General features: G+C 48.7%; 5 protein-coding genes, 5 tRNA genes, 4 rRNA genes and 1 pseudogene. 11 read left to right on the top strand and 4 right to left on the bottom strand.

Annotated elements, in window-relative coordinates; genetic code table 11:
* Positions 1 to 36 precede the first annotated feature (36 nt).
* The 9 genes from rrf (EA26_RS20020) (at position 37) to EA26_RS19975 (ending at position 6,003) form a co-directional block, all read left to right on the top strand.
* Positions 37 to 151, top strand: a 5S ribosomal RNA gene (rrf, locus tag EA26_RS20020).
* A 296-nt stretch (positions 152 to 447) separates the two neighbouring features.
* Positions 448 to 1,992, top strand: a 16S ribosomal RNA gene (locus EA26_RS20010).
* 67 nt (positions 1,993 to 2,059) lie between these two features.
* Positions 2,060 to 2,135 (top strand) — tRNA-Glu (locus EA26_RS20005).
* 1 nt (position 2,136) lies between these two features.
* Positions 2,137 to 2,212: transfer RNA gene (locus EA26_RS20000), tRNA-Lys, on the top strand.
* 31 nt (positions 2,213 to 2,243) lie between these two features.
* A tRNA-Ala gene (locus EA26_RS19995) sits at positions 2,244 to 2,319 on the top strand.
* Positions 2,320 to 2,332: 13 nt separating this feature from the next.
* Positions 2,333 to 2,408 (top strand) — tRNA-Val (locus EA26_RS19990).
* Positions 2,409 to 2,755: 347 nt separating this feature from the next.
* Positions 2,756 to 5,643 (top strand): 23S ribosomal RNA (locus tag EA26_RS19985).
* Between the two features lie 113 nt (positions 5,644 to 5,756).
* Positions 5,757 to 5,872: ribosomal RNA gene (rrf, locus tag EA26_RS19980) — 5S ribosomal RNA — on the top strand.
* The 16S, 23S and 5S rRNA genes sit together here with 5 tRNA genes alongside, the layout of an rRNA operon.
* A gap of 54 nt (positions 5,873 to 5,926) precedes the next feature.
* Positions 5,927 to 6,003: transfer RNA gene (locus EA26_RS19975), tRNA-Asp, on the top strand.
* A 135-nt stretch (positions 6,004 to 6,138) separates the two neighbouring features.
* On the opposite strand, the gene EA26_RS22445 is transcribed toward EA26_RS19975, so the two are convergent.
* The 4 genes and pseudogenes from EA26_RS22445 to EA26_RS19950 form a co-directional block, all read right to left on the bottom strand.
* Positions 6,139 to 7,174, bottom strand: a protein-coding gene (locus EA26_RS22445) for an IS630 family transposase (RefSeq protein WP_407701082.1) whose coding sequence is annotated in 2 segments (ribosomal slippage) — positions 6,139 to 6,709 and positions 6,708 to 7,174 — 1,038 coding nt in all. Because the reading frame shifts where the segments join, the coding sequence is not laid out codon by codon here.
* Positions 7,175 to 7,206: 32 nt separating this feature from the next.
* Positions 7,207 to 7,738, bottom strand: a pseudogene (locus EA26_RS19960) (IS630 family transposase); the annotation flags it as partial.
* 178 nt (positions 7,739 to 7,916) lie between these two features.
* Positions 7,917 to 9,257: a CDP-diacylglycerol--serine O-phosphatidyltransferase gene (gene pssA, locus EA26_RS19955; protein ID WP_039431544.1), complete on the bottom strand. Its 1,341-nt coding sequence runs from the start codon at positions 9,255 to 9,257 to the stop codon at positions 7,917 to 7,919.
* 96 nt (positions 9,258 to 9,353) lie between these two features.
* Positions 9,354 to 9,785, bottom strand: coding sequence for a GNAT family N-acetyltransferase (locus tag EA26_RS19950; protein WP_039431541.1), 432 nt, complete (start codon positions 9,783 to 9,785; stop codon positions 9,354 to 9,356).
* Positions 9,786 to 9,849: 64 nt separating this feature from the next.
* On the opposite strand from EA26_RS19950, the gene murB reads away from it, so the two are divergent.
* Together murB and birA are read left to right on the top strand one after the other, a co-directional pair.
* Positions 9,850 to 10,887 (top strand): UDP-N-acetylmuramate dehydrogenase, encoded by a 1,038-nt coding sequence (gene murB / locus EA26_RS19945; RefSeq protein ID WP_039431539.1) that lies wholly within the window; start codon positions 9,850 to 9,852, stop codon positions 10,885 to 10,887.
* Entirely contained in the window at positions 10,884 to 11,852 is a 969-nt protein-coding gene (birA, locus tag EA26_RS19940; RefSeq protein WP_039431537.1) for a bifunctional biotin--[acetyl-CoA-carboxylase] ligase/biotin operon repressor BirA, read from the top strand. The genes murB and birA overlap by 4 nt, the downstream gene beginning before the upstream one ends.
* Positions 11,853 to 11,858 lie beyond the last annotated feature (6 nt).

The following is an 11,858-nucleotide window of genomic DNA, read 5'->3' as shown; positions in this document are numbered from 1 at the left end:
CCAGATTATTCTCTAGAAATAGAGAGAAAGAATTTGCTTGGCGACCATAGCGTTTTGGACCCACCTGACTCCATCCCGAACTCAGAAGTGAAACGAAACAGCGTCGATGGTAGTGTGGGTTTCCCCATGTGAGAGTAGAACATCGCCAGGCTTTAAATTGCGCTTGCTTACTTACATCGTAAGCAAGTCACCATAAAGCTTTAAAAAACTTAGAGTTTTATGACTTTCAAAGTGAAAAGCGTATTATACGCTCCTCGCTTAAGTGCTAAGGCACTGAAAGCCAAGCTCTTTAACCAATATAAACCGTATCAATCTGTGTGGGCACTCGTTGATGATAATCGCAAAAGATTTATCAATGAACTGAGTGACCAATTTGATACTTCGGTATCGAGCACAGTCAATTTATTCAGTATTCATTGAGCCGAAGCGCAAGCTTCAAAAAACTTTTAATTGAAGAGTTTGATCATGGCTCAGATTGAACGCTGGCGGCAGGCCTAACACATGCAAGTCGAGCGGCAGCACAGAGAAACTTGTTTCTCGGGTGGCGAGCGGCGGACGGGTGAGTAATGCCTGGGAAATTGCCCTGATGTGGGGGATAACCATTGGAAACGATGGCTAATACCGCATGATGCCTACGGGCCAAAGAGGGGGACCTTCGGGCCTCTCGCGTCAGGATATGCCCAGGTGGGATTAGCTAGTTGGTGAGGTAAGGGCTCACCAAGGCGACGATCCCTAGCTGGTCTGAGAGGATGATCAGCCACACTGGAACTGAGACACGGTCCAGACTCCTACGGGAGGCAGCAGTGGGGAATATTGCACAATGGGCGCAAGCCTGATGCAGCCATGCCGCGTGTGTGAAGAAGGCCTTCGGGTTGTAAAGCACTTTCAGTTGTGAGGAAGGTGGTGTTGTGAATAGCAGCATCATTTGACGTTAGCAACAGAAGAAGCACCGGCTAACTCCGTGCCAGCAGCCGCGGTAATACGGAGGGTGCGAGCGTTAATCGGAATTACTGGGCGTAAAGCGCATGCAGGTGGTTTGTTAAGTCAGATGTGAAAGCCCCGGGCTCAACCTGGGAATTGCATTTGAAACTGGCAAACTAGAGTACTGTAGAGGGGGGTAGAATTTCAGGTGTAGCGGTGAAATGCGTAGAGATCTGAAGGAATACCGGTGGCGAAGGCGGCCCCCTGGACAGATACTGACACTCAGATGCGAAAGCGTGGGGAGCAAACAGGATTAGATACCCTGGTAGTCCACGCCGTAAACGATGTCTACTTGGAGGTTGTGGCCTTGAGCCGTGGCTTTCGGAGCTAACGCGTTAAGTAGACCGCCTGGGGAGTACGGTCGCAAGATTAAAACTCAAATGAATTGACGGGGGCCCGCACAAGCGGTGGAGCATGTGGTTTAATTCGATGCAACGCGAAGAACCTTACCTACTCTTGACATCCAGAGAAGCCAGCGGAGACGCAGGTGTGCCTTCGGGAGCTCTGAGACAGGTGCTGCATGGCTGTCGTCAGCTCGTGTTGTGAAATGTTGGGTTAAGTCCCGCAACGAGCGCAACCCTTATCCTTGTTTGCCAGCGAGTCATGTCGGGAACTCCAGGGAGACTGCCGGTGATAAACCGGAGGAAGGTGGGGACGACGTCAAGTCATCATGGCCCTTACGAGTAGGGCTACACACGTGCTACAATGGCGTATACAGAGGGCGGCCAACTTGCGAAAGTGAGCGAATCCCAAAAAGTGCGTCGTAGTCCGGATTGGAGTCTGCAACTCGACTCCATGAAGTCGGAATCGCTAGTAATCGTGGATCAGAATGCCACGGTGAATACGTTCCCGGGCCTTGTACACACCGCCCGTCACACCATGGGAGTGGGCTGCAAAAGAAGTGGGTAGTTTAACCTTTCGGGGAGGACGCTCACCACTTTGTGGTTCATGACTGGGGTGAAGTCGTAACAAGGTAGCGCTAGGGGAACCTGGCGCTGGATCACCTCCTTATACGATGATTGTTGCGATGAGTGTTCACACAGATTGATATGGTTTAGACAGTTTAGAGTATCTTAGTGTCCCGTTCGTCTAGAGGCCTAGGACACCGCCCTTTCACGGCGGTAACAGGGGTTCGACTCCCCTACGGGATACCACGGGTCGTTAGCTCAGTCGGTAGAGCAGTTGACTTTTAATCAATTGGTCGCAGGTTCGAATCCTGCACGACCCACCATTCCTTCCATTGGGAATTAAAATCAAGAAATGGGGCTATAGCTCAGCTGGGAGAGCGCCTGCCTTGCACGCAGGAGGTCAGCAGTTCGATCCTGCTTAGCTCCACCATTCTTGAATAAATGGGCGATTAGCTCAGTTGGGAGAGCACCTGCCTTACAAGCAGGGGGTCACTGGTTCGAACCCGGTATCGCCCACCACTCTTTAAGTATTTTTGTGTTGTTTAATCAAACCTCCTCTTGATGTGGATGGTTCCTTTTTCGACGCTGAAAGTCTTTAAAAAGTGGTTTCTCATCGAGAAACGACATTGCTCTTTAACAATTTGGAAAGCTGACAAAGTAATTTATCTTCATGGATAAATTACTTGTAAAGTTCTCAATGTTTGTCTTGATGACAAACACCAACAAAACACATTCAAGTGTTCTTGGGAATGTCACTTATAGTGACAATTCAAAATTGAGTCCGGCAAATCAATGCTATCTCGCTCATTCAAATAATGAGATAGCGAACTTTGGTTGTTTAAACAGAAGACCCTTTGGGGTTGTATGGTTAAGTGACTAAGCGTACACGGTGGATGCCTTGGCAGTCAGAGGCGATGAAGGACGTACTAACTTGCGATAAGCGGTGATGAGGCAGTAAGAGCCACTTGAGTCACCGATTTCCGAATGGGGAAACCCACTTACATAAGTAAGTATCGCTGCATGAATACATAGTGCAGCGAAGCGAACCGGGAGAACTGAAACATCTAAGTACCCCGAGGAAAAGAAATCAACCGAGATTCCGAAAGTAGCGGCGAGCGAAATTGGATTAGCCCTTAAGCTTTACATGCGTTAGACGAATGGTCTGGAAAGGCCAACGATACCGGGTGATAGTCCCGTAGTCATAGGCGCATGTTCAGTGAAATCGAGTAGGGCGGGACACGTGTTATCCTGTCTGAATATGGGGGGACCATCCTTCAAGGCTAAATACTCCTGACTGACCGATAGTGAACCAGTACCGTGAGGGAAAGGCGAAAAGAACCCCTGTGAGGGGAGTGAAATAGAACCTGAAACCGTGTACGTACAAGCAGTAGGAGCAGGCTTTGTCCTGTGACTGCGTACCTTTTGTATAATGGGTCAGCGACTTAATGTTAGTAGCAAGGTTAACCGTATAGGGGAGCCGTAGGGAAACCGAGTCTTAACTGGGCGTATAGTTGCTAGCATTAGACCCGAAACCGAGTGATCTAGCCATGGGCAGGTTGAAGGTTGAGTAACATCAACTGGAGGACCGAACCGACTAATGTTGAAAAATTAGCGGATGACTTGTGGCTAGGGGTGAAAGGCCAATCAAACTCGGAGATAGCTGGTTCTCCCCGAAAGCTATTTAGGTAGCGCCTCGGACGAATACTACTGGGGGTAGAGCACTGTTAAGGCTAGGGGGTCATCCCGACTTACCAACCCTTTGCAAACTCCGAATACCAGTAAGTACTATCCGGGAGACACACGGCGGGTGCTAACGTCCGTCGTGGAGAGGGAAACAACCCAGACCGCCAGCTAAGGTCCCAAATTACAGCTAAGTGGGAAACGATGTGGGAAGGCTTAGACAGCTAGGATGTTGGCTTAGAAGCAGCCATCATTTAAAGAAAGCGTAATAGCTCACTAGTCGAGTCGGCCTGCGCGGAAGATGTAACGGGGCTAAGTTGTAAACCGAAGCTGCGGCAATGTTCTTGGAACATTGGGTAGGGGAGCGTTCTGTAAGCCGTTGAAGGTGTGTTGTAAAGCATGCTGGAGGTATCAGAAGTGCGAATGCTGACATGAGTAACGACAAGGGGGGTGAAAAACCTCCCCGCCGGAAGACCAAGGGTTCCTGTCCAACGTTAATCGGGGCAGGGTGAGTCGACCCCTAAGGCGAGGCCGAAAGGCGTAGTCGATGGGAAACGGGTTAATATTCCCGTACTCGATCAAATTGCGATGGGGGGACGGAGAAGGCTAGGTGGGCCTGGCGACGGTTGTCCAGGTTCAAGTGCGTAGGCTGAGTGTTTAGGTAAATCCGGACACTCGATAGGCTGAGACACGACGTCGAGCTACTACGGTAGTGAAGTCATTGATGCCATGCTTCCAGGAAAAGCCTCTAAGCTTCAGATTTGATGGAATCGTACCCCAAACCGACACAGGTGGTCGGGTAGAGAATACCAAGGCGCTTGAGAGAACTCGGGTGAAGGAACTAGGCAAAATGGTACCGTAACTTCGGGAGAAGGTACGCTCTTGATGGTGAAGTCCCTCGCGGATGGAGCTGACGAGAGTCGCAGATACCAGGTGGCTGCAACTGTTTATTAAAAACACAGCACTGTGCAAAATCGCAAGATGACGTATACGGTGTGACGCCTGCCCGGTGCCGGAAGGTTAATTGATGGGGTTAGCGTAAGCGAAGCTCTTGATCGAAGCCCCGGTAAACGGCGGCCGTAACTATAACGGTCCTAAGGTAGCGAAATTCCTTGTCGGGTAAGTTCCGACCTGCACGAATGGCGTAATGATGGCCACGCTGTCTCCACCCGAGACTCAGTGAAATTGAAATCGCTGTGAAGATGCAGTGTACCCGCGGCTAGACGGAAAGACCCCGTGAACCTTTACTACAGCTTGGCACTGAACATTGAACCTACATGTGTAGGATAGGTGGGAGGCTTTGAAGACGTGACGCCAGTTGCGTTGGAGCCGTCCTTGAAATACCACCCTTGTATGTTTGATGTTCTAACGTTGGCCCCTCATCGGGGTCGCGGACAGTGCCTGGTGGGTAGTTTGACTGGGGCGGTCTCCTCCCAAAGAGTAACGGAGGAGCACGAAGGTGGGCTAATCACGGTTGGACATCGTGAGGTTAGTGCAATGGCATAAGCCCGCTTAACTGCGAGAATGACGGTTCGAGCAGGTGCGAAAGCAGGTCATAGTGATCCGGTGGTTCTGAATGGAAGGGCCATCGCTCAACGGATAAAAGGTACTCCGGGGATAACAGGCTGATACCGCCCAAGAGTTCATATCGACGGCGGTGTTTGGCACCTCGATGTCGGCTCATCACATCCTGGGGCTGAAGTCGGTCCCAAGGGTATGGCTGTTCGCCATTTAAAGTGGTACGCGAGCTGGGTTTAGAACGTCGTGAGACAGTTCGGTCCCTATCTGCCGTGGGCGTTGGAAGATTGAAGGGGGCTGCTCCTAGTACGAGAGGACCGGAGTGGACGAACCTCTGGTGTTCGGGTTGTGTCGCCAGACGCATTGCCCGGTAGCTAAGTTCGGAATCGATAACCGCTGAAAGCATCTAAGCGGGAAGCGAGCCCTGAGATGAGTCTTCCCTGACAGTTTAACTGTCCTAAAGGGTTGTTCGAGACTAGAACGTTGATAGGCAGGGTGTGTAAGCGCTGTGAGGTGTTGAGCTAACCTGTACTAATTGCCCGTGAGGCTTAACCATACAACACCCAAAGGGTTTTGATGGACTCAAAGCAAGAACAAAAACTTGAATGTGTTAAAAAGAACGTAAACAGCTTTCCAGATTATTCTCTAGAAATAGAGAGAAAGAATTTGCTTGGCGACCATAGCGTTTTGGACCCACCTGACTCCATCCCGAACTCAGAAGTGAAACGAAACAGCGCCGATGGTAGTGTGGGGTTTCCCCATGTGAGAGTAGAACATCGCCAGGCTTTAAATATCGTGTTAGGCATTGCCTGATACCAGACTTACAGTCTAACTGATGCGGAGCGGTAGTTCAGTCGGTTAGAATACCGGCCTGTCACGCCGGGGGTCGCGGGTTCGAGTCCCGTCCGCTCCGCCACTTATTAATAAGCCTCGCTGGAAACAGCGGGGCTTTTTCGTCTTTACCGTTTTTGTTCGTCTATCGGCGAATGAATCCAATCTGGAAAATTAACGGGTCAGCTCAATCCAATCTCATTTATACCAATCTGGAAAATTAACTGGTCAGGTCAATCCACTCTCTTATGCACATTTTGCTAACCCTATCTGTACTGTCCAAGAATCGATTCCAAGCCTTGCACACTTTCTCCACGATATCCTCATAATCGGTAAAACTCTGATTGGCAAGATAGTGTTGTCTGAGCCAGCTCCACACTTGTTCTATCGGGTTGAGCTCTGGTGAATAGGGCGGGAGCTTGATGATACTGACATTGCTAAACGGTTCTGCAATGTCATTGGTATGCCAACTCGCCCCATCCATAATGATGACGGCATGACGCCCTTTTTCAGTGATTGCCGATATTTGCTTTAAATGCTCGATCATGATCTCTTTATTCACCCAAGGAACGACCATCGCTTCGCCAATCCCTCTCGCGGGACAGACAGAGCCAAACAGATACGCATATTCAAATTGTTGTTGCTTCACGGCTCTGGGGCGTGTTCCTTTCTCTGCCCATAACCGTGTTGTCGTGTTTTGTTGCCCAAATCTGGCTTCATCTTGAAACCAGACATCCACATGCTCTAGAGCGATATATCCTGGGATCTTCAGGATCGTTTCAATTTTGAATTTTTTTAAAATCGTCTTGGACTTCTTGAGATTGCTTGGGGTGTTTTGAGCGGGAAGTTATCCATGAAAAGCCCATGTGGTCGAGCAGGTAATAGATAGAATCAGGGTGGTAGTGCTGGCCAAATTCTTTCACGATATAAGCGTGGATGTCGGCCCCAGTCAGTCGTCCGCCTTGTGTATCATTGGCTTTATCTTTTATGTATTGGCTCAATTGCTCTCTTTGCTCAGAAGTTAAGAAGGGTGGTCGTCCCGTTCTTGGCTTTTCCTTCAGCCCTTCTAATCCTTCTTCAAGAAAAGTGTGAACCCACTTATTAACACTGGTTCGGCTCACCATAAGAAACTTGGCGATTTGGGTGCGAGAGTGTCCATCTTTGAAATGAGCGAGGGCCAGCAGTCTCATTTTCATCTGAATAGATTTCTGCTGGCTTGCGAGCTTTTTAAAGTCGATATTATTGAGACTGTCCATAGCGAATAAGTTTTATCGTTGAATGACATCAATTAGATCATATTTTTACTTAGATTGGTATTACACATGGTTTTCACCCTATCAGCGCATTCCAAAAATCGATTCCAAGCCTTGCACACTTTCTCCACGATATCCTCATAATCGGTAAAACTCTGATTGGCAAGAGAGTGTTGTCTGAGCCAACTCCACACTTGGTCTATCGGGTTTAGCTCTGGTAAATAGGGCGGGCGCTTGATGATACTGACATTGCTAAACGGTTCTGCAATGTCATTGGTATGCCAACTCGCCCCATCCATAATGATGACGGCATGACGTCCTTTCTCTGTGACTGCCGATATTTGCTTTAAATGCTCGGTCATGATCTCTTTATTAACCCAAGGAACGACCATCGCTTCGCCAATCCTTCTCGCGGGACAGCAGATACGCATATTCAAATTGTTGTTGCTTCACGGCTCTTGGGCGAGTTCCTCGTTCAGCCCAGAGGCGAGTCGTTGTGTTCTGCTGACCGAATCTGGCTTCGTCTTGAAAACAGACATCAACAGCTTCAAGGATCATTTGGCTAGGGATCGTTTCGATTTTGAATTTTTTAATCGTTTTGACGTGTCAGGATTGCGGATAGGAAAGATTCTTCCGATAGGTATAGTGCCAGTAATAGCCTAAATTCTAGGAGCAAGGCTATTGTCTAAAGATGAACAATGGCCTTAATAATACTAAGGCCATAAGGGCAGTAGGAAAATTATTATTAAAGAATTCTCTTTAATACGCCATCGGCTTTGATACGAGTGATCTTACGCACGAGCTTCTGGACCATCAGTGGATAATCTTCGACCTTCTCTAACTGTTTGTATGTGCAGACAAGCTGGGTGTACTGCAAAATATTTTCTATTTCAGCTTCAAATTTGTTCGTTAACTGTGCGTAATCATCACGAATCAGGAGGCCGTTTTCTAGGTCTAGAGCCCAGGCGCGTGGATTTAAGTTATTACCAGTTAGTAGCATATAACGCTTATCCACCCAAATGCCTTTGAGATGGAAACTATTATCTTCATGCTTCCAGAGGCGGATCGAGAGATTTCTCGCGGCGATTTGCGCTTCAAAAGCCTTGGCAAATTTACGCAGGTTAACTTCGTATAAATAGGGCAGGCCGCCGATGGTCTTAAACTCTTTGTCTGGCGCGATGTAAAAATCGTTTGCCGTTTTATCACCCACCACAATAGTGACTTTGACGCCGCGTTTGAGTGCCCGTTTGATCCCTCGCGCAATTTCTTTAGGGAAATTGAAATAAGGGGTGCAAATGAAAATTTCGTTTTGCGCCGCTTCAATGAGCTTGGTGACATTCTGGTTGAGCAGGTTGCGGCGTTTGCCTAAGCCCACCAGTGGCGTGACGTAAAATTGGTCTTTTTCGGCCACTTGCCTGTCAAAATGGTAGCGAGCTTGAGCCAGTGAAGAACGCAGTTGACGTATCGCCGCTTTGATCTCTTTGGTTTCGGGTTTATTGCTGCAACAAAGGTCGTTGACGGCTGGGTGTGCGATCATCTGTTGTTGTACAAAATTAACCATGCTGTCAGCTAATGTCTCATTTTGAATCAAATGATAACGATCAAAACGATAGCGCTCGCTATATTGCAAATAGACGTTATTAAGGCTGGCACCGCTGTAGATCACGGTATCATCAATCACGAATCCTTTGAGATGGAGCACGCCGAAGACTTCACGTCCTCGAACTGGGATGCCATACACGGGGATCTTATGTTGATATTTTTGCGCATAAGCTTTGTAGAGTGCAGCATTGCCTTCGGACTTCTCTGCGCCGATCAATCCGCGTTGGGCTCTATGCCAGTCAACACAAACATTGATATCGAGGCCGGGGTTACGTTGCTTGGCTTCATAAAGCGCGGTGAGAATTTCTCTTCCTGCTTCATCGTCTTCTAAGTAGAGCGCAACCAGATAAATACGAGACGTCGCTTTAGCGATTTCATCCAATAAACGGATTCTGAAGTCTTTTGCCGAGTGAAGAACTTCCAGAGCGTCTGCATTTACAGCGACTGCCGGAAGCTGGGCAAACGGATTCCTGCTAGCCATCATATGGGGTGTATTACCTTAGTTATGTGCAGTATTGCGAGTTGGCCATTCTACCAAACATCTTAAATTCATTACCAGAAATGCAGTGGCTGTTTGCATTTAATCGTCGATGAATTGCATAGGAATGAGATCCTTACCACTTTCACAGTAGCGCAGGTACTTTTGTTTCAGAGAGTTAGGCAGGGCATCAAGCTCAATCGCCTTAAAACCATGCTGCGCATAAAAGGGCGGTAAATGGGGGTAAGCGAAGCAATAACAGTGACTGTTGAGAGTGCTTTCCCGGCAATAAGACAACAGCGCGTGGCCAATTCCCTGCTGTCTGTGTGTTGGGATAACGAGCATACCAGTCAACAATAACCACTCTTCTATCGGTTTGAAGCGGACCAGCCCGACCATTTGATGCTCTTGATAGGCAACAATGATTTGTTCGTCTGTTTTGGCTTTTGCGCTGGGGTAATAGGACTTGTAGAGCTTTTTCACCAGAGGAAGTTTGATGGGGTCTAGCCGTTCGATGCGAATTGTATGTGCCATGGTCACTGCGTCTTAAGTTGAAGTCATGTAGAATGGCGTCAGTTTAAGTTACGACGAAGAGCTCATGCAAATTCAACATCCTGCTTCTCTAAAGCCTTACCACACCTTCGCCATTGAGCAGTATTGCGATTATCTGCTTGAAGTCAGTTCTCTGGATGAGTTAATTGACGTTTACTCGAATCCCGCCTTGGCTGAATTACCCAAGTTGGTGCTAGGAAAGGGCAGCAACATGCTATTTACTCAGCCCTTTGCTGGCGTGGTGATCATTAATCGTTTGATGGGGAAAACGCTCACGCAAAATGACGACTACTACTATTTACATGTTGCTGGCGGTGAAGATTGGCCGCAGTTGGTGAAATGGTGCGTGGAGCAAGGTATCGGCGGATTAGAAAATTTAGCTTTGATCCCCGGCTGCGCAGGTTCGGCGCCTATCCAGAATATTGGTGCTTATGGTGTCGAGCTCAAAGATGTCTGCGACTATGTCGATATTGTATCGCTTGAGGATTATTCACCACGCCGATTGACTGCCGATGAATGCCACTTCGGCTACCGAGATTCAATATTTAAACATCAGTGGTATGGACGCTGTGTGATTGTGGGCCTAGGACTTAAGCTGAAAAAAAATTGGGTGGCGGTGAACAGTTATGGCCCGCTACAGAGCATTCCCGCACATGAGCTGACGCCTCAGCGTATCTATGACACAGTCTGCCAAGTGAGGATGCAAAAGCTGCCAGATCCAGCACAGTTTGGCAATGCAGGCAGTTTTTTTAAAAATCCGGTCATTGATACGCAGCACTTTGCTCGCTTACAGGAGCAGTTTCCGAACATTGTCGCCTATCCCGCGGGCGATAAAGTGAAAGTGGCTGCGGGCTGGTTGATTGAGCATTGTCAGCTCAAGGGCATGATGATTGGCGGCGCGCAGGTGCATCCCAATCAGGCGCTGGTTTTGATTAATGCTGCCGAGTGCAGCGCGCAAGATGTGATTACGCTGGCTGGGCTGGTGTGTGATCGAGTTTGGGAAACATATCAAATCTCGTTGGAGCACGAAGTCCGTTTTATGGGGCGCGATGCAGAAACCACACTAGAAAAGGTAAGACAATGAGAAAAGAACACCGCGTTAAACTGCATTTACTCAGTAAGCTGGCGGATGGCGACTTCCATTCTGGTGAAGCGCTCGGGCAAGAATTGGGTATGTCGCGAGCAGCTATCGCCAAGCACATCAACGGTATCCAGGAGTGGGGGCTGGACATTTATCGTATTCAGGGGCGGGGCTACCAGCTTGCACAGCCGTTATATCTGCTCGATGAAGCACGATTACAAGCGCAAAGCATGGCTTCTGTCGAGCTGATTCCGGTGATCGACTCCACCAATCAGTACCTCCTTAATCGTATCGGTGAGCTTGAGTCGGGTCATGTCTGTCTCGCGGAGTATCAGTCACAAGGGCGTGGGCGCAGAGGTCGACAGTGGTTTTCCCCTTTTGGTGCCAATCTCTACATGTCCATGTATTGGAAACTGGATGCGGGGATGGCTGCTGCCATGGGGCTGAGCTTAGTTGTCGGCATTGCCGCGGTAGAAGCTTTAGAATCGCTTGGTATACAAGGTGTCAAACTCAAGTGGCCAAACGATGTCTATTATCAGGATAAGAAACTGGCAGGCATTTTGGTTGAAATGTCTGGTCAAGCGGGTGGGGCGGCACATCTGGTGATCGGTATGGGGCTGAACATTCTGATGCAAGAGAGTAAAGACAGCATCGATCAACCATGGACAGCACTAAACCAGATTGATAGTGCGACGCCGATAGATCGCAATCAGTTGGCTTTGACACTGATGCGCAGCTGGCAGCAAGCGCTCAAAGAGTACGAATTGTGTGGTATGCCTGGGTTTGTTGAGCGTTGGAATCGCTTAGATAACTTTCGCGGTCGACAGGTCAAGTTGCTGATGGGCGCTCGAGAAGTGTATGGCGAGGTGGTTGGCATCGACAATCAGGGCGGGGTGCTGCTCAGCTCGGCGAATGGAGTTCAAAGTTACCTCGGCGGCGAGATATCTCTGCGTCCAGTAGATAAGTAAGCAGCC

This window comes from Vibrio navarrensis (genome assembly GCF_000764325.1).
Taxonomy (GTDB): Bacteria; Pseudomonadota; Gammaproteobacteria; order Enterobacterales; family Vibrionaceae; genus Vibrio; species Vibrio navarrensis.
The sequence above is the reverse complement of the archived record's forward strand: the minus strand, read 5'-3'. Positions and strand labels throughout refer to the sequence as shown.

Bases quoted from the DNA above. Each gene is read 5' to 3' on its own strand.
- birA (WP_039431537.1), top strand. From the start codon at position 10,884: ATGAGAAAAGAACACCGCGTTAAACTGCATTTACTCAGTAAGCTGGCG.
- pssA (WP_039431544.1), bottom strand. From the start codon at position 9,257: ATGATGGCTAGCAGGAATCCGTTTGCCCAGCTTCCGGCAGTCGCTGTA.
- EA26_RS19950 (WP_039431541.1), bottom strand. From the start codon at position 9,785: ATGGCACATACAATTCGCATCGAACGGCTAGACCCCATCAAACTTCCT.
- murB (WP_039431539.1), top strand. From the start codon at position 9,850: ATGCAAATTCAACATCCTGCTTCTCTAAAGCCTTACCACACCTTCGCC.